At 69.8% G+C, this 16777-nt stretch carries 16 protein-coding genes; 10 read left to right on the forward strand and 6 right to left on the reverse strand.

The features are described 5' to 3' along the window. Positions 1-13: 13 nt before the first annotated feature. From WG898_RS12010 to WG898_RS12030, 5 genes are all read right to left on the reverse strand, one after another. A complete protein-coding gene (locus WG898_RS12010) occupies positions 14-1495 on the reverse strand; it encodes a sensor domain-containing diguanylate cyclase (RefSeq protein ID WP_339603033.1) in 1482 nt (493 codons plus the stop codon). 87 nt (positions 1496-1582) lie between these two features. Next, positions 1583-2824, reverse strand: coding sequence for an acyl-CoA dehydrogenase family protein (locus WG898_RS12015; RefSeq protein WP_339603034.1), 1242 nt, complete (start codon positions 2822-2824; stop codon positions 1583-1585). A 14-nt stretch (positions 2825-2838) separates the two neighbouring features. Further along, positions 2839-3156: an EthD family reductase gene (locus WG898_RS12020; RefSeq protein ID WP_339603035.1), complete on the reverse strand. Its 318-nt coding sequence runs from the start codon at positions 3154-3156 to the stop codon at positions 2839-2841. Next, positions 3153-3911, reverse strand: coding sequence for a histidine phosphatase family protein (locus tag WG898_RS12025; RefSeq protein ID WP_339603036.1), 759 nt, complete (start codon positions 3909-3911; stop codon positions 3153-3155). Before WG898_RS12025 ends, WG898_RS12020 begins: the two co-directional genes overlap by 4 nt. An 87-nt stretch (positions 3912-3998) precedes the next feature. After that, complete coding sequence (locus WG898_RS12030) at positions 3999-5993, reverse strand: monovalent cation:proton antiporter family protein (protein WP_444718939.1); 1995 nt, start codon at positions 5991-5993, stop codon at positions 3999-4001. A 161-nt stretch (positions 5994-6154) separates the two neighbouring features. Between WG898_RS12030 and WG898_RS12035 the strand changes: the two genes are divergently transcribed. The 8 genes from WG898_RS12035 (at position 6155) to WG898_RS12070 (ending at position 14273) form a co-directional block, all read left to right on the forward strand. Then, entirely contained in the window at positions 6155-7426 is a 1272-nt protein-coding gene (locus tag WG898_RS12035; RefSeq protein ID WP_339603038.1) for a Glu/Leu/Phe/Val family dehydrogenase, read from the forward strand. Positions 7427-7638: 212 nt separating this feature from the next. Next, positions 7639-8505 (forward strand): hypothetical protein, encoded by an 867-nt coding sequence (locus WG898_RS12040; RefSeq protein WP_339603039.1) that lies wholly within the window; start codon positions 7639-7641, stop codon positions 8503-8505. An 8-nt stretch (positions 8506-8513) separates the two neighbouring features. Beyond that, a complete protein-coding gene (locus WG898_RS12045; RefSeq protein ID WP_339603040.1) occupies positions 8514-8882 on the forward strand; it encodes a hypothetical protein in 369 nt (122 codons plus the stop codon). Between the two features lie 50 nt (positions 8883-8932). Beyond that, a complete protein-coding gene (locus WG898_RS12050; protein ID WP_339603041.1) occupies positions 8933-9922 on the forward strand; it encodes a KpsF/GutQ family sugar-phosphate isomerase in 990 nt (329 codons plus the stop codon). Continuing rightward, positions 9922-10509: a KdsC family phosphatase gene (locus WG898_RS12055; RefSeq protein WP_339603042.1), complete on the forward strand. Its 588-nt coding sequence runs from the start codon at positions 9922-9924 to the stop codon at positions 10507-10509. The genes WG898_RS12050 and WG898_RS12055 overlap by 1 nt, the downstream gene beginning before the upstream one ends. Before the next feature lie 2 nt (positions 10510-10511). Next, the gene (gene lptC, locus WG898_RS12060; RefSeq protein ID WP_339603289.1) at positions 10512-11213 is read left to right on the forward strand and encodes an LPS export ABC transporter periplasmic protein LptC; all 702 of its coding nucleotides are present in this window, start codon (positions 10512-10514) and stop codon (positions 11211-11213) included. Further along, a complete protein-coding gene (locus tag WG898_RS12065; protein ID WP_339603043.1) occupies positions 11210-11980 on the forward strand; it encodes an SDR family oxidoreductase in 771 nt (256 codons plus the stop codon). Before lptC ends, WG898_RS12065 begins: the two co-directional genes overlap by 4 nt. Beyond that, positions 11973-14273, forward strand: a complete 2301-nt coding sequence (locus tag WG898_RS12070) for a carbohydrate binding family 9 domain-containing protein (protein ID WP_339603044.1) — start codon at positions 11973-11975, stop codon at positions 14271-14273. Before WG898_RS12065 ends, WG898_RS12070 begins: the two co-directional genes overlap by 8 nt. Before the next feature lie 75 nt (positions 14274-14348). Here the strand turns inward: WG898_RS12070 and rbp are convergent, their stop codons facing one another. After that, positions 14349-14837, reverse strand: a complete 489-nt coding sequence (gene rbp / locus WG898_RS12075) for an RNA-binding regulator (protein ID WP_339603045.1) — start codon at positions 14835-14837, stop codon at positions 14349-14351. A gap of 240 nt (positions 14838-15077) precedes the next feature. On the opposite strand from rbp, the gene WG898_RS12080 reads away from it, so the two are divergent. Continuing rightward, positions 15078-15998 (forward strand): hypothetical protein, encoded by a 921-nt coding sequence (locus tag WG898_RS12080; RefSeq protein WP_339603046.1) that lies wholly within the window; start codon positions 15078-15080, stop codon positions 15996-15998. Between the two features lie 2 nt (positions 15999-16000). After that, positions 16001-16777 (forward strand): helical backbone metal receptor, encoded by a 777-nt coding sequence (locus tag WG898_RS12085; RefSeq protein ID WP_339603047.1) that lies wholly within the window; start codon positions 16001-16003, stop codon positions 16775-16777.

Consider the following 16777-nt stretch of genomic DNA (forward strand, 5'->3'; position numbering starts at 1 on the left):
ATTGTCCGCCGGATCAGGCGATCCTGGCCTCGCTGACCATCTTGGCTCGCCCGCCCTGCTTGGCCTGGTAGAGCGCCGCATCGGCGGCCTCCAGCAGGCTTTGTGCCGCCACCTGGGCCTGCCCCAGGCGCGCCGCCACGCCGATGCTGAAGCTCAGCGTGGGCCGCACCGGCGAGGCCGCATGTTCGATCGCGGCCAGGCGCAGGCTGTCGAGGCAGCGCTGTGCCACCACCTGGGCGCCGGCCAGGTCGGTGTCGACCAGCAGCACCACGAACTCCTCGCCGCCATAGCGGCACACCGACTCGCCGCCCCGGCCCACGCAGGAGCGCAGCAGGGTGGCAACGCGGCGCAGCGCGTCGTCGCCGGCCACATGGCCGTAGCGGTCGTTGTATTGCTTGAAGTGGTCGATGTCCACCAGCAGGATGGCCAGCGGCTGGCCCGAGCGTGCGCTGCGCAGCCATTCCTGCTGCAGCGCCTGGTCGAACAGGCGGCGGTTGCCCACGCCGGTGAGACCGTCGGTGGTGGACTGGCGCGCCAGCAGCTCGTTGGCGCGTTTCAGGCGCAGCTCCTGGCGCTTGCGCTCGCTGAAGTCGGTGACGATGCAGACGAACAAATGGGTGGTAGCGGTGCGCACCTCGGCCATGGTGAGCTGCAGCGAGAGCTCTTCGCCACTGCGATGGCGTGCGCTCACCTCGCGCGGCTGGCCCAGCAGCGACTGCGGCGCCAGTTCACTGAGGCCGCCGCTGAACAGCATGCTCAGGTGCCCGCCCTGCAGCTCGGCGGCGCTGAAGCCGAACAGCTGCTCGCAGCTGGGGTTGACCTCAAGCACATGGCCCTCGGCATCCAGCGTCAGGATGGCGTTCATGGCCGACTGGATGATGGCGTGCAGATGCGCCTGGCTGGCCGCCAGGCGCTGCTGCTCGTGAATCAGGTCGCTCACGTCCATGCGTACGCCGACGATGCCGCCCGAGGGGGTGCGGCGTTCGAACACGCGCAGCCAGATGTCGTCGTGCACGTTCTGCAGCAGCGGCGTGCTCTGGCGGCCGCGCCGGCGCTTGCGCTCGGCCAGCCACTCTTCCTCGCGGCCGACCGCCTCGGGAATGCCCTGGCGTGCCAGCGAGGCGCGCACCATGTCCTCGAAGCCGGCCTTGCGCTGGAACTCGCGCAGCATGTGCGGATAGATCTCGACCAGGCGCTGGTTGAATGCCACCAGGCGATCGGCTTCGTCATAGATCTCGACGCTGGCGGGCAGGGCGTCGATGGCCTCCTCCAGCGTGCGCCGGGCGCGCTCGGCCCTGGCATGGGCGCGCCGCAGGGTGCCCAGGGCCGCCGCGGCCAGCAGGCCGCCCAGGGCCAACAAGCCCATCAGCAACCAGGGCAGCCAGCCCGCATCGGCCCCGCCCAGACTGAGCGCCAAGGCCGCCGCCTGCCCCAGCAGCAGCAGGGCAAAGGCCAGGGCAGGCCAGGTGCGGACGAAGGAGAAGCGGCTGAGCATCCAACGACGGGCTTATGGTTTGCCCGCATGCTAGTCAGCCGGCCCCGACTGCGTATCGGGCCGGACCCTTCCCTCTTTAGGGGGGGGTCAGGTCTTGCGCGTCGGCGGCAGCTTCATATGGCGCGACAGCTCCAGCTTGGCCAGCGAGTTGCGATGCACCTCGTCCGGGCCGTCGGCAAAGCGCAGCGTGCGCTGGTGCGCCCACATCATGGCCAGCGGGGTGTCGCCGCTGACACCGGCGCCGCCATAGACCTGCATGGCCCAGTCGATCACCTGCAGGGCCATATTGGGTGCAACGATCTTGATCATCGCGATCTCGGCCTTGGCGACCTTGTTGCCCACCGTGTCCATCATGTAGGCGGCCTTGAGCGTGAGCAGGCGCGCCTGGTCGATCATGCAGCGCGCCTCGGCGATGCGTTCCTGGGTGACGGTCTGCTGCGCCAGGGTCTTGCCAAAGGCCACGCGCGAGACGGCGCGCTGGCACATCAGCTCCAGCGCGCGCTCGGCCGCACCGATCGAGCGCATGCAGTGGTGGATGCGGCCGGGGCCCAGCCGGCCCTGGGCGATCTCGAAGCCGCGGCCCTCGCCCAGCAGCAGGTTGCTGGCGGGCACGCGCACGTTCTTGAGCGCGATCTCCATATGGCCGTGCGGCGCGTCGTCGTAGCCGAACACGGTGAGCGGGCGCACGACGGTGATGCCTGGCGCGTTGGCCGGCACCAGAATCATCGACTGCTGCTCGTGGCGGCCGGCCTCGGGGTTGGTCTTGCCCATCACGATGTAGACGGCGCAGCGCGGGTCGCCGGCGCCCGAGGACCACCATTTCAGGCCGTTGATCACATAGTCGTCGCCGTCGCGCTCGATGCTGCATTCGATATTGGTGGCATCGCTGGAGGCCACCGCGGGCTCGGTCATCAGGAAGGCCGAGCGGATCTCGCCGCGCAGCAGCGGCTCCAGCCAGCGGTCCTTCTGCGCCTCGCTGCCGTAGCGCTCGATGGTTTCCATATTGCCGGTGTCGGGGGCCGAGCAGTTGAAGACCTCGGCGGCCCACCAGACGCGCCCCATGATCTCGCACAGCGGCGCGTACTCGAGGTTGGAGAGGCCTTCCGGCGCGCGTGCCGACTTGGGCAGGAACAGATTCCACAGCCCGGCCTGGCGCGCCAGCGGTTTCAACTCCTCGATCAGCTTGGTGGCCAGCCAGGGATTGCCGGCGCGGCGGTTCGCCTCGATCTCGGCGTGCAGGCGCGCCTCGTTGGGGTAGATGTGCTGGTCGAAGAAGGCCAGCAGACGGGCCTGCATGGCCTGGACCTTGGGGCTGTAGTCGAATTCCATGGTGAAAAGACCTTTCAGACGATGGGCGTCAGCTCGCTGATGCGCAGCTGCGGTTGCAGATCGGTATAGCGCGCCACATGCGCGGCGAGTTGCGCGCCGGCCTGGGCCATCGCGGCCTGGGCCTGCTCCAGGCTGGCGAAGTAGGCATTGGTGGCGGCCACCGGCTCGCCGGCGCGCGGCCCCTTGGGGTGCATAAAGCGTTCGGCCTCCAGGCGCGTGAGGCCCAGCGGGGTGAGCAGTTCGCGCGTCAGCGCCATATGCTCACTGGCGTAGATGGCGTGGTCAAAGCGGGCGCCGTCGCGCCAGACATAGGTGCCGGTGATGCGGATCATGCTTGTTGTTCCCCTTCGTCTCGGAGTGCGCGGTAGCGCAGGTATTGCTGGTAGAGCGCTTCCATGGTGGTGTGGCGTTCTTCCACATGCAGGGCGCCGGTGGGCGCGAAATTGCAGACGCGCAGCAGCCAGTCGTCGGGCGCCGTGCCCACGTCCAGCACATTGATGCAGGCCGGGCTCTGCACCAGCGAGCCATACAACAGGCGCTGGCCGCCGCTCAGGGCATGCGAGAGGATGGCGGCGTTCACCACGCCGTGCAGCACCAGCAGGGCGCAGTCCCAGCTGGGGTCGGCGCGCAGCCGCGCCAGCGCCGGCAGCACGCGGTCCAGCAGCTCGCCCACGCTTTCGCCATTCAGAAAGCGCGTGTCCTCGCCCAGCCGGGCATGGTGCAGGCCGGTGAAGGCGGCCTGCAGATCGGCCTGCGGGATCTCGGCCAGGCGCCCGCCGCGTATCTCCTGCAGCTCGGGCCAGGTCTGCGGGGTCAGGGCTTGCGCGCACGCGCCGAGCTGCTGCAGCACCAGGGCGGCGGTCTGCACGGTGCGCGGCAGGCCCGAGACGATGACGCGGTCGAAGCGCACGCCCTCGCGGGCGAACTGCTCGCCGGCGGCGCGTGCCTGGGCCTGGCCCAGTTCATTCAGCGCGACCTGCTCGGGCAACACCGGTCGGCCGGTGCTGGCGTCAAAATAGCTCACCGCGCCGTGGCGCATCAGGTAGATGCGGCGGCGGCGCTGGCCGGGGGCGGTGCTGGAACTCATGGCCGCAGTGTGGCGCAAGCCGCGGCGCGCGCATGTCACGCAGGCGGCAGGCTGTCGCCGGGGCGGCAGCGCTTGATCGCTGCGGGTTCAGGTTCTGAGCAGCTTCTCTTCGGCCAGCGCCAGCGCCCCCGGCGTGCCCGAGAGCACCAGGGTGTCGCCGCCCTGCAGCAGCAGCTGGTCGTCGGCCTGCACCACCGCGCCGCCGGCGCGCTTGACCGACACCACCGCCACCCCGGTGGCATGCAGGGCCAGCTGGCCCAGCGCCTGGCCGGCATAGACGCTGGCGATGGGCAGGGTGACCGAGCGCAGGCGCGCCTGCTCGCGCTCCTCGGCGGTGTCGTCGTCGCTGCCGTGGAAGTAGCCGCGCAGCAGGCCGTAGCGCGCATCGCGCGCGTCGCGCGTGAGCCGGATCACGCGCCGCATCGGCACGCCCACCAGGGCCAGCGCATGGCTGGCCAGCATCAGCGATCCCTCGATGGCCTCGGGCACCACCTCGGTGGCGCCGGCGGCGCGCAGGCGTTCCAGGTCGGCATCGTCGATGGTGCGCACCACCACCGGCACATGGGCGGCATGGGCGCGCACCAGCTGCAGGATCTTCAGCGCCGAGGGCGTGTCGGGGTAGCTCACCACCACCGCGCTGGCGCGCGACAGGCCGGCCGCCATCAGGCTTTGCAGGCGCGCGGCGTCGCCGAACACCACGCTCTGGCCGGCCGCAGCGGCCTGGCGCACGCGGTCGGGGTCCAGGTCCAGCGCCATATAGGGGATGTGCTCGCCCTCCAGCAGGCGCGCCAGGTTCTGGCCGCTGCGGCCGTAGCCGCAGATGATCACGTGGGCGTCGGCCTTGATGGCCTTCTTGGCGATCGTCGTTAGCTGCACCGATTGCAGCAGCCAGTCGCTGGCCGAGAGCTTCATGACGATGCGGTTGCTGTACATGATGATCAGCGGCGTGGCCAGCATCGACAGCACCATGCTGGCCAGCACCGGGCTGAGCCATTGCGGCGCGATCAGCTGCTGCTGGGCGCCCAGGGTCAGCAGCACGAAGCCGAATTCACCCGCCTGCGCCAGGTAGAGGCCGGTGCGCAGCGAAACCCCGGTTGGTGCCAGGAACAGCTTGGCCAGCGCGCTGACGAGCAGGAATTTGGCGAAGGTGGGAGCCAGCGTCAGCAGCACCACCAGCGGCCATTGCGCGCTCACTGCGCGCCAGTCCAGCTTCATGCCTATGGTGATGAAGAACAGCCCCAAGAGCACGTCGTGAAAGGGCCGGATGTCGGTCTCCACCTGGTGCTTGAACTCGGTTTCGGCAATCAGCATGCCGGCGATGAAGGCACCCAGCGCCAGCGAGAGCCCGGCATGCTCGGTCAGCCAGGCCAGGCCCAGGGTCACCAGCAGCAGGTTGAGCATGAACAGCTCTTCGCTCTTGCGGCGCGCCACCAGGGTGAGCCACCAGCGCATCACCTTCTGGCCGCCGGCCAGCAGCAGGGTCAGCAGGGCCACCGCCTTGAGGGCGGCCCAGGCCAGCGAGCTGGCCATCTCGGCGCCGCCGCTGTTCAGCGCCGGGATCAGCACCAGCAGCGGCACCACCGCCAGGTCCTGGAACAAGAGCACGGCGATGACGCGACGGCCATGCTCGCTCTCCAGCTCCAGCCGTTCGGCCATCAGTTTCACCACGATGGCGGTGGAACTCATCGCCATGGCAGCGCCCAGCACCAGCGCGCCCCGCCACTCCAGATCCCAGGGCAGGCCCAGGGCCGCGAACCCGCGATCCAGCATCAGCTGGCCGGCCAGAGTGCCAAGAATCGACAGCGCCACCTGCAGCAGGCCCATGCCGAAAACCAGGCTGCGCATGCTGCGCAGCTTGGGCAGGTTGAACTCCAGCCCGATCACGAACATCAGGAACACCACGCCGAACTCGGCCAGGTAGTTGACGCCCGCGCTGCGCCCCGAGAGCTCCAGCGCATTCGGGCCTATCAGCACTCCCACCACCAGATAGCCCAGCATGGGCGGCAGCTTGAGCGAGCGGCATGCCACCACCCCCAGCACCGCGGCCACCAGGTAGAGCAGGGTCAGATCCAGCGAGTTCATCATGTGCCGATGGTAATGGCCGTATGTGGCGGCCGCGGGCCATGATCCAGCGCAAAGCAGCGACCCTATGCGCATGCCGCATGGGCACATGTGCACTCGGCTTTGGCATGCGCGCGGGCTTCGAGATACCGTTCGCGCCACCAAAAATTACGGAGCAGTACATGCCCAACCTGTCTTTCGTCTCGCCCACCCGCAACAGTCCCTGGGGCACCTATCTGTCCCAGATCGACGCCGTTGAACCCTACCTGGGTCATCTGGCACGCTGGGTCGAGACGCTGCGCCGCCCCAAGCGCGCGCTGATCGTGGATATCCCCATCGAACTCGACAACGGCACCATCGCCCACTATGAGGGCTACCGTGTGCAGCACAGCCTGACGCGCGGCCCCGGCAAGGGCGGTGTGCGCTACCACCCCGATGTGACGCTGGAAGAAGTGATGGCCCTGTCGGCCTGGATGACGATCAAGAACGCCGCGGTGAACCTGCCCTATGGCGGCGCCAAGGGCGGCATCCGCCTGGATCCCAAGACCTTGTCGATGAAGGAACTGGAAAAAGTTACGCGCAGGTACACCAGCGAGATCGGCATCATCATCGGCCCGCAGCAGGACATCCCGGCCCCGGACGTGAACACCAACGGCCAGATCATGGCCTGGATGATGGACACCTATTCGATGAACACCGGCGCTACCGCGACCGGCGTCGTCACCGGCAAGCCCATCCCCCTGGGCGGCTCGCTGGGCCGCGTGGCCGCCACCGGCCGCGGCGTGTTCGTGATCGGCCGCGAGGCGATGCGCCGGCTCAACATCCCGATGGAAGGCGCGCGCGTGGCGGTGCAGGGCTTCGGCAATGTGGGCTCAATCGCCGCCAAGCTGTTCGCAGCCAACGGCGCCAAGATCGTGGCGGTGCAGGACCACACCGGCACCATCCTGAACACCCAGGGCATGGACATGCAGAACCTGCTGGACCATGTGGCCCAGACCGGCGGCGTGGCGGGCTTTGCGGGCGCCGACCACATCGCCAACGAGAACTTCTGGGACGTCAAGACCGATGTGCTGATCCCGGCTGCGCTGGAAGGCCAGATCACCGCCGAGCGCGCGCAGCGCCTCTCGACCCGCCTGGTGCTGGAAGGCGCCAACGGCCCGACCACGCCCGACGGCGACCAGGTGCTGGCCGACCGCGGCATCGTGGTGGTGCCCGACGTGATCGCCAATTCGGGCGGCGTGACGGTCTCCTACTTCGAATGGGTGCAGGACTTCTCGTCCTTCTTCTGGACCGAAGACGAGATCAATGTGCGCCTGGACAAGATCATCACCGGTGCCTTCAAGGGCATCTGGGAGACCTCCGAGCAGCACCGCATCTCGCTGCGCACGGCCGCCTTCACGGTGGCCTGCACACGCGTGCTGCAGGCCCGCGAAGAGCGCGGCCTGTATCCCTGAGATAGGAGCGAGGCGGGTCCCTGCGGACCCGCCGACCCCTATCGAAGGCCCGGCGGCCTGCAAGCCGCTGGGCTGAGATGCGACCGCTGCGGGTCCCTGCGGACCCGCCGACCCCCATCGAAGGCCCGGCGGCCTGCAAGCCGCCATCTTTGGCCTTGCTTCATGCACGCTGCATAGACTGCGCAGGCCGCTATGCCCCGTCCCAGCCGCGCATGCCTTTCCCGACCCTTCATCACATCCGCTGGCTACGCCGTCTGGCACTGCCCTGGCTGTTCAGCCTGGCTGCCGGACCCTGCCAGGCCGCGGCCGCCGAGCCGCCAACGCAACTGGACAGGGTGGAGGCCAGCGGCGAGGCGTGCATCGAGCGTGAGCAGAAGACGGTGTCGCAGCTGCTCAAGATGCGCCAGGCCTTCGACACCTACCGGTCGCTGGCACCCGAGGCCAAGCTCTATGTGCGGCTCTACCCGCGCCGCGCCGAAGCCGATCTCGCCGACCTGGCGCTGGAGTTGCGCAGCAGCGCGGGCCGTCAGCCGCTGCTGCTGGACGAGTCGCAGCGCTTCGAGATCGATCCGGCCTGGGCGGCGCTGCCCAGCGATGCCAGCGTGCGCAGCAGGTTGGCCGATGGCCGCCTCGCATGGCATCCGGATGTGCGCACGCCCGGCCTGCCGCCCAATGCCCGGCGCCTTGGCGACCTGCGCCTGGAATGCCATGTCGACATCTACGGCGCGGACACCTTGATACGCGGCGTCAAGCTGCCCGCCTTCTATGTGGCCAGAACGCTGACCGACATCTGCGCAACGCTGAAGGCCGGCCTCTACGGGCATTTCGCCGATAGACCGGTGTTTGCCATCACCCTGGTGCATGGCCAGCGCCGCATGAGCCTGCCCTATGAGCAGTTGCACGGCAGCCTGGCGAGCCAGGACAGTCCCATGTTCGGCCTGGTCGACTGGGGCTATTGGCTGCGTGACCGTGTCTACTTTGCGCCGCTGGAGGACCAGAGCTGGCCGGACGACAGTTTGCTGGTCTTTGAGGACATGGATGAGACGGTAGCTCCAGCCGCCAAGGGCCTCGCACCATGAGGCGCGGCATGAGCGGTGCGCTCGCGTTCGCGCTGGTGTTGGCGGGCTGCACCACCGTGGGCAATGGCGCGATGCGGGCGCTCGATCAGCAGCAGCTCGCGCAGTGGGTGCAGCCGGGCCGCAGCAGCCGTGCCGAGGTCGAGCAGCGCCTGGGGCGCGGCAAGGTCTTGCGTTTCGAGTCCAGTGGCTGGGAGACCTGGCACTACTACGACAAGGACGGCCTGCCCAAGTTTCTCGACTTTGTGCCCGTGGTGGGCACGCTCACGGCGCGGGTCGACAGCGGCGCCAAGGAGCTGGTGCTCTTGTTTGACGCGCAGGGCACGCTGCGCAAATACGCCTGGCGCGAGCAGGGCATGGGCCTGAAGCCCTTGTTCTGAGCGGGCCGGCCGGGGCCGTCCGGGCAGGGGCGCTTGCTACACTGCCGGCCATGACTCTTCCCCAGCATTTCGATGCCGCGCGCGCGGTGAACCTGGGTCGCGAGACCCTGCAGATCGAGGCTGCCGCCCTGCTGGCGATGGACCCTCGCTTGGGCGATGCCTTCGCGCGGGCGGTGCAGCTGGCGCTGGCCTGCAGCGGGCGCGTGGCCGTGATGGGCATGGGCAAGAGCGGCCATGTGGGCCGCAAGATCGCCGCCACCCTGGCCTCCACCGGCACGCCGGCGCTGTTCGTGCATCCGGCCGAGGCCAGCCATGGCGACCTCGGCATGGTCACGCCCAAGGATGTGGTGCTGGCGCTGTCCAATTCCGGCGAGAGCGACGAGCTCAACGCCATCCTGCCGGTGCTCAAGCGCCTGGGTGTCCACATCATCGCCATGACCGGCGGCGCCGAGTCCAGCCTGGCGCGCCACGCCGATGTGGTGCTGGACAGCCGCGTCGACCAGGAGGCCTGCCCCTTGAATCTGGCCCCTACCGCCAGCACCACCGCGCAAATGGCGCTGGGCGATGCGCTGGCCGTGGCGCTGCTGGACGCGCGCGGCTTCAAGCCCGAGGACTTTGCGCGTTCGCACCCCGGCGGCGCGCTGGGTCGCAAGCTGCTGACCCATGTGCGCGACCTGATGCGCAGCGGCGACGCGCTGCCGCGCGTGCGCGCCGAGCTGCCCTTCACCGAGATGATGCGCGAGATGTCGGGCAAGGGCCTGGGCGTGGCCATCCAGGTGGACGACGAGGACCGCGTGCAGGGCATCTTCACCGACGGCGACCTGCGCCGCCTGATCGAGCGCGGCGGCGATCTGCGCACGCTCAAGGCCGGCGCGGTGATGTCCAAGAACCCGCGCACCGTGCGCGCCGATGCGCTCGCGGTGGACGCCGCCGACCTGATGGAAGCGGCGCGCATCACCCTGGTGCTGGTGGTGGACGAGCAAGGCCGCCTGCAAGGCGCCATCAGCATCAACGACCTGATGTCCGCCAAGGTGATCTGATGGCGCTGCTGCAGCCGGCCCTGCGTTTTCCGCCCGAACTCCTGCTCAAGGCCCAGGGGCCAGGTCTTGCCATCAAGGCAGCGATCTTCGATGTGGACGGCGTGCTCACCGACGGCCGCATCTATATCGGCGAGCAGGGCGAGGGCGTGAAGGCCTTCAACACCCTGGACGGCCATGGTCTGAAGCTGCTGGCGCAGGGCGGCATCATCCCCATCATCATCACCGGGCGCGATTCGCCGGCGGTGCGCCGCCGCGTCGCCGATCTGGGCCTGCCGCATGCCGCCTATGGCGCCAAGGACAAGCTGGCGGTGGCCCAGCCGCTGCTCGATCAACTCGGGCTGGACTGGCCCGAGGTGGCCGCGATGGGCGACGACTGGCCCGACCTGCCGCTCATGACGCGCGCCGGCTTTGCCTGCGCGCCGGCCCAGGCCCATGCCGAGGTGCGCGCGGTGGCACACCATGTCACCGCGGCCGCGGGCGGCCATGGCGCGGCACGCGAATGCTGCGACCTGCTGCTGATGGCCGCCGGCCGCTATGCCGCGCTGCTGCAGGGCCATCTCAGCACCCTGGATGGGGGCGCGGCTTGAAGATGATGACGCCGACGGCGCGCCTGGCCCCCGCCGCGGCGGCCGCGCCGCGCCTGCGGCAGCCGCTGATCTGGCGCCTGCAGGCCCTGCTCTCGGCCTATCTGCCGCTGCTGATGATGGCGCTGCTGGCGGCCGGCACCTGGTGGCTGGTCAAGCACACGCCCACGGCCGACGGGCCGATGGAGCCGGTGCCGGCCAGGCATGAGCCCGACTACCAGATGAAGGGTTTCGAGATGCAGCGCTTCGCGCCCAGCGGCGCGCTGCGCGTGCATCTGCAGGGCGCGGCGATGCGCCACTACCCCGATACCGACACCATCGAGCTCGACGGCGTGCGCCTGCAGGCCTTTAACGAGAACGGCAGCCGCACCGAGGCGCAGGCGCGGCGCGCACTCAGCAACAGCGATGGCAGCGAGATCCAGTTGCTGGGCGAGGTGCGGGTGCAGCGCTATCCGGCCAAGTCAGCGGCCAAGTCGGATGCCGGCGCCGTGCCCGATCTGCAGGTACAAGGCGAGTTTCTGCACGCCTTCGTCAATACCGAGAAGCTGCGCTCGCACCTGCCGGTGCGCATCGCCACGCGCGGCGGCGAGATGCGCGCCCAGAACTTCGAGTACGACAACCTCAAGGGCCTGCTGAGCTTCAACGGTCCCAGCACGGCGCGCTTCGATGCGCCGGGGCTGCGCGGCGGCAAGGCGGCCAAGCCATGAGCCTGGTGTTCATCACCGGCGCCTCCAGCGGCCTTGGCCAGGCCATGGCCCTGCACTACTACCAGCAGGGCTGGGCACTTGCCCTGGTGGCGCGGCGCGGCCGCGAGCTGGCCGGCTGGGCCGAGGCGCAGGGCCTGGACCCGGCGCGCTGGCGCGTCTACCCGGCCGATGTCAGCGATGTGGCCGCCATCACCGCGGCCGGGCGCCAATGCATCGCCGAGCAGGGCCTGCCCGATGTGGTGATTGCCAATGCCGGCATCAGCATCGGCATGGACAGCGCGATTGCGGAGGATCTGGCGGTGCTGCAGCGCATCTACGCCACCAACAATATCGGCCTGGCCGCGACCTTCCAGCCCTTTGTGGCGGCGATGAATGCGCGCGGCAGCGGCCGCCTGGTGGGGGTGGCCAGCGTGGCCGGCATTCGCGGCCTGCCGGGGCACGCCGGCTATTGCTCCAGCAAGGCGGCCGTCATCAGCTATTGCGAAAGCCTGCGCGGCGAGTGCCGGCCCTATGGCGTGCGCGTGGTGACGATCGCGCCCGGCTACATCGCCACCCCGCTGACGGCCAAGAACCGCTACCGCATGCCCTTTCTGATGCAGCCCGCGGACTTCGCGGCGCGCGCCTATGCAGCCATCGAGGCCGGCGCCAGCCTGCGTTTCATCCCCTGGCAGATGGGGGTGGTGGCGCGCCTGATGCGGCTGCTGCCGAACGTGCTGTTTGATCGCTTGCTGGCCGGGCGGCCACGCAAGCACCGGCAGGGTGAGTAGGGCGCGCTTGCTCGCGCTGGCCCTGCTGGGGCTGAGCCAACTGGCCAGCGCGCAGGACGCGGGCCCGCGCGCGCTGCGCCTGCGCGCTGGCGACGCGCCGCCGCGCATCGACGGCCTGCTGGACGACCCGGTCTGGCAGCGAGCGCCGGTGTACGAGCGCTTTGTGCAATTCCTGCCCGAGGACAAGCAGCCGGCGCGCTGGCGCACCACCGTGCAGGTGCTGGCCGATGCGCAGGCGCTGGTGTTTGGCATCCGCGCCTATGACGATGCACCCGCGCAGATCCGCGCGCCGCTGACGCGCCGCGACCAAGTGCGGCGTGATCAGGACTTCGTCTCGGTGGTGCTGGACCCGGTGGGTCAGCGCCGCGCCGCGCAGTTCATCCGCATCGGCGCCGGCGGCGCGATTGCCGATGGCGTCTTCACCGCCGAGGACGACGCCGAGGACTTCGCGCCCGACTTCGATGTGCAGGTGGCCACCCAGCGCCTGCCCGACGGCTATAGCGTCGAGCTGCGTTGGCCGCTGGCCGCCCTGCGCTATCCCTATGCCGGAGGCGCGCCCTGGCGCGTGATGGTGACGCGCAGCATTCCGCGCGAAGACAACGTGCTGCTGGTGAGCGCGCCCCTCACCAAGGACGCGCTCAGCTTCATCGCCGAGCTGCAGCCGCTGCTGGGCCTGGACGAGCTGGTGGACGAGGTGCGCGAACGCAGCTTTCTGAGGCTGCGCCCCGAGCTCACCGCGCGCGGCACGCGCAGCCAGGGCCCCGACGGCGGGCAGCGCGAGCGCCTCCTCAGCCTGGGCGGCGAGCTGAAGTGGCGCCCGCGCGCGGACTGGGTCATCGACGCCACCCTCAACCCCGATTTCTCGCAGGTGGAGCTGGACACCCCACAGCTCGCCGGCAACACCCGCTTTGCACTCTTCGTGCCGGAAAAGCGCCCCTTCTTCCTGGAGAGCAGCGACGTGGTGGGCCAAACCGTGCCCGATGACAGCGGGCAGGCGCGCGGCCTAGCGGCGTTCTACTCGCGCGCCGTCACCGATCCCGACTGGGGCCTGCGCGCCACCTGGCGCGGCGCCGCCGCTGAGGCCACGCTGATGAGCTTGCGCGATGCCGGCGGGGGTCAGGTCTTGCGCTCGCATGCCTATGGCAGCGAATTCCGCGCCCAGGATCTGCGCTCGCAGGCCAGCTTCGCGCGTGCGCGCATGCAGGCGGGCGCCTGGGGCGTGGCCGCGCTGGCATCGCTGCGCGACTATGGCGCGGGGCGCAGCAACCGCGTGCTGGGCAGCGACTTTGCCTGGCGCGTCGGCGAGGAAGACCTGGCGCGCGGGCATCTGCTGCTGTCCAGCACCAGTGCCGGCTTCGATGCGCAGGGGCAGCCGCAGCGGCAGGCGGCCGAGCAGGGCCACTATGCCTGGCTGAGCTGGCGCCATCGCGACGCGGCGTGGAGCGGCACGCTGGATCTGGAACGTCTGAGCCCGCGCTTCGCCAATGACAACGGCTTCGTCAGCCAGACCGGGGTGGAGCGCATCAGCCTCAATCTGCATCGCCGGCTCGGCACGCAAGACCTGGCCCCACTGGGTGAATGGTCGCGCTTCCAGGCCTATGAATTCGAGTGGCAGGCCAAGCTGGTCGAAACCCGCACGCTCGCCGACGCCGCCTACGGCGTGCGCGGCGGCGAACGCCTGGAGCAGCGCCTGCAACCCGGGCTCTGGTTCTCCGGCGCGCGCAACTTCGAGCTCTGGGCGCACCTGGGCCTGGACCGGCAGCGCGCCCAGAGCGCCGGCCGCCTGCATGCGCCGCGCACCCTGCTGCTCGGCGCGCAGGCCAACCCCTGGCCTTGGTTGGGCCTCATCAGCGCCGAGCTGGAGTGGGGGCGCCGCCTTGACGTGCAGGCCGATCGCCTGGGCGCCGGCGCCAGCCTGATGCTGGAGGCCAAGCTGAAGTTCCCGCTCGGCCCAATGTGGTGGCTGGAGCTGGACCCGCACCTGGCGCATGCCCATGTGAAGGCGCCCGGCGGGCGGGGCGGCGTGCACGAACTGGCCTGGCAGACGCTCGCGGTGCTGCACCTGAGCGCGCGCGACTCGGTGCGCGCGGTGCTGCAGCGTTCGGCATTGCGGCGCGAGGCCGAGGCGGGCTTGCCCGGCCAGGATGAGCGCGGCCGTTTGCTGTCCCTGATGGTCCAGCATCGCCAGGGGCTGAGCCGCGTGTTCAGCCTGGGCTGGACGCAGTCGCGGCCCGATCATCTGCGGCGCAACACCGAGCTGTTCGCCAAGCTGGCCGCCGATCTGGAGCTTTAGGCAAGACGCCAGAAACGAGAAAGGCACCCGAAGGTGCCTTGTCTTGTGCGTCAGCGCCGCAGCGCTGAGGACGGATCAGTAGCCGCCCGAACGGCCACCGCCGTAGCCGCCACCGCCGCCACCACCGTAGCCGCCGCCGCCCGAACGGCCACCGCCGCCGAAGCCGCCGCCACCGGAACGGCCGCCGCCACCACCACCGTAGCCGCCACCGCCGCCGCCACCACCGTAGCCGCCGCCGCCGCCCGAACGGCCACCGCCGCCGAAGCCGCCGCCGCCGGAACGGCCACCGCCGCCACCAAAGCCGCCCGGACGCTCTTCACGAGGACGTGCTTCGTTCACCACGATCGCACGGCCTTCCAGAGCCTGGCCGTTCATGCCGTTGATGGCGCTTTGCGCCTCGGCGTCCGAACCCATTTCCACGAAGCCGAAGCCCTTGGAACGGCCGGTTTCGCGGTCCATCATGACCTTGGCCGAGGTCACGGTGCCAAATTGACCGAATGCTTCTTGCAGCGATTCGTCACGGACGCTGTAGGCGAGGTTGCCTACGTAAAGCTTGTTTCCCATGGGGAAGCCCTTTCAATACCAAATAACCATGTGGAGCTTCAACCCATCGTGAACCATTCAAGCGAAGGCGCGGCGTCCGAACACAGGTAAACGATTATGGGTGAGAGATCCAGTGATCCGTAAAGCGCCCAGCGCTGAGTGTTGTTTTTCAGCTTCTGAGGAAAACCCGTAAGTCAAGCCCGACGCTGCGCCTGGGCGCCGCCCTGACGCAGGCCGGGGCCTCGCTATCATGCCGGCCAGATGCAAAAACTCTCCCTGCACGCCCTGAACCGGGTGTTCGCCAGCCTGGATGCCGTGCGCAACGGTCCGGCGCTCTATGCCCTGCTGAGCAGCTTCTGCTTTGCCGGCCTGCTGCTGGCGATGGCCGAGGCGGCGCTGGCCCGCAGCGACGGCGCCTGGGGCCTGGTCTGGGGGGTGGGCGCGGTGCTTGTCGCCTTTTACGGTGTCAACCTCACCGGCCTGCTGCTGATGGACCAGGCCCTGGGGCGGCCGATCCGCGATGTGCAGGACGCCATGCCGGTGGCGCTGGGCGCGGCGGCGCGCGTGCTGGTCAATCTGCTGCTGCTGCTGCTCGGGGCCGCCCTGGTGCTGGGCCTGCTGTTGGCGGCGCTGTGGCTGGTGCGCCTGCCCGGCGTGGGCCTGTACTGGTTCACCCTGCTGGTGCCGGCCGGCGTGCTGCTGCTGGGGGTGGCAGCGCTGGCGGTGACGGTGCTGGTGGGGCCGCTCACCGGCCCTTCGATCTGGGCCGACCAGGGCGTCGAGAACACCTTGCGCATGCATGGCCGGCTGCTGCGCCACCGCCTGCTGGAGGCCGCAGTGCTAATGGCCGGTGTGCTGGCCCTCACCGCCCTGGTGAGCGCGATGGTGAGCTTTGTGGTGATGGCCGGCGGCCGCAGCATGGCCCTGATCTCGCCCTGGGCGGCGGGCGTGCAGGTGCCGCCGCAGCAGTTCATGGCCGGGCTGTTCGGCTATGGCCTGCGCGCCCTGGGCTCGGCGGGCGCGCCGGTGACGGTCACGCCCGCCGGCCAGGCCGCCATGGTGGGCGGTGGCGCGGTGTTTGCGCTGGCCCTGGTGCTGCCGGCCCTGATCTATCTGCGCGGCTGCTGCGCCGTCTACCTGGCCCTCAACGCGACGCCATGGAACGAGCAGGAGGGCGTCTGAGCATGCCGGAGCAAGCGCCGCGCATCGCCAGCCTGGTGCCCTCGATCACCGAGCTGCTGGTGGCTCTGGGCCTGGGCCCCTACCTGGTGGCCCGCACCGGCTTCTGCATCCACCCGGCCGCCGCGCTGGCCGCGGTGCCCAAGGTGGGCGGCACCAAGGACGTGAACCTGGCCAAGCTGCGCCGGCTCGCGCCCAGTCATGTGATCGTCAATGTGGACGAGAACCGGCTGGAAACCGCCGAGGCGCTGCGCGAGTTCGTGCCGCAGGTGCTGGTCACCCATCCGCAGGGCCCGGCCGACAACCTCGCACTGCTGGCGCAGCTGCGCGCCGCCTTCGGCCAGCTGCCCGGGGTGGAGGAGCGCGCCGAGGCGCTGGCGACGGCCCTGCGGCAGGAGCTGGCCGCCTGTGCCGCCACCGCCTGGCCAGGCCAGCGGGTGCTGTATCTGATCTGGCGCGCGCCCTGGATGACGGTGGCGCGCGACACCTACATCGCCCGCATGCTGGCCCAGGTGGGCTGGCAGAGCTGGCCCGATGCCCTGGGCGGCGAGCAGGGCGCGGCGCGCTATCCGCTGCTGCGCGGCGACGAGCCCTGGCTGGCGCAGATCGAGCGCGTGCTGCTCAGCTCCGAACCCTATCGTTTTGGCGCCGAACACCTGGCCGAGGCGCAGGCCCTGTGCCCGCAGGCGCGCGTGCAGCTGGTGGACGGCGAGCTGCTGAGCTGGTACGGCGCGCGCGCCGCTCAGGGATTGGCGTACTTGCGGGGGCTGGCCAGCGCATAA

Source organism: Paucibacter soli (genome assembly GCF_037482845.1).
GTDB lineage: Bacteria > Pseudomonadota > Gammaproteobacteria > Burkholderiales > Burkholderiaceae_C > Paucibacter_B > Paucibacter_B soli.

Excerpts from the sequence above, each read along its gene's own strand:
- WG898_RS12025 (WP_339603036.1), bottom strand. The coding sequence starts at position 3,911 with ATGAGTTCCAGCACCGCCCCCGGCCAGCGCCGCCGCCGCATCTACCTG.
- WG898_RS12040 (WP_339603039.1), top strand. The coding sequence starts at position 7,639 with ATGCCTTTCCCGACCCTTCATCACATCCGCTGGCTACGCCGTCTGGCA.
- WG898_RS12035 (WP_339603038.1), top strand. The coding sequence starts at position 6,155 with ATGCCCAACCTGTCTTTCGTCTCGCCCACCCGCAACAGTCCCTGGGGC.
- WG898_RS12015 (WP_339603034.1), bottom strand. The coding sequence starts at position 2,824 with ATGGAATTCGACTACAGCCCCAAGGTCCAGGCCATGCAGGCCCGTCTG.
- WG898_RS12055 (WP_339603042.1), top strand. The coding sequence starts at position 9,922 with ATGGCGCTGCTGCAGCCGGCCCTGCGTTTTCCGCCCGAACTCCTGCTC.
- WG898_RS12010 (WP_339603033.1), bottom strand. The coding sequence starts at position 1,495 with ATGCTCAGCCGCTTCTCCTTCGTCCGCACCTGGCCTGCCCTGGCCTTT.
- lptC (WP_339603289.1), top strand. The coding sequence starts at position 10,512 with ATGATGACGCCGACGGCGCGCCTGGCCCCCGCCGCGGCGGCCGCGCCG.
- WG898_RS12020 (WP_339603035.1), bottom strand. The coding sequence starts at position 3,156 with ATGATCCGCATCACCGGCACCTATGTCTGGCGCGACGGCGCCCGCTTT.
- rbp (WP_339603045.1), bottom strand. The coding sequence starts at position 14,837 with ATGGGAAACAAGCTTTACGTAGGCAACCTCGCCTACAGCGTCCGTGAC.
- WG898_RS12050 (WP_339603041.1), top strand. The coding sequence starts at position 8,933 with ATGACTCTTCCCCAGCATTTCGATGCCGCGCGCGCGGTGAACCTGGGT.
- WG898_RS12065 (WP_339603043.1), top strand. The coding sequence starts at position 11,210 with ATGAGCCTGGTGTTCATCACCGGCGCCTCCAGCGGCCTTGGCCAGGCC.
- WG898_RS12080 (WP_339603046.1), top strand. The coding sequence starts at position 15,078 with ATGCAAAAACTCTCCCTGCACGCCCTGAACCGGGTGTTCGCCAGCCTG.
- WG898_RS12045 (WP_339603040.1), top strand. The coding sequence starts at position 8,514 with ATGAGCGGTGCGCTCGCGTTCGCGCTGGTGTTGGCGGGCTGCACCACC.
- WG898_RS12085 (WP_339603047.1), top strand. The coding sequence starts at position 16,001 with ATGCCGGAGCAAGCGCCGCGCATCGCCAGCCTGGTGCCCTCGATCACC.
- WG898_RS12030 (WP_444718939.1), bottom strand. The coding sequence starts at position 5,993 with ATGAACTCGCTGGATCTGACCCTGCTCTACCTGGTGGCCGCGGTGCTG.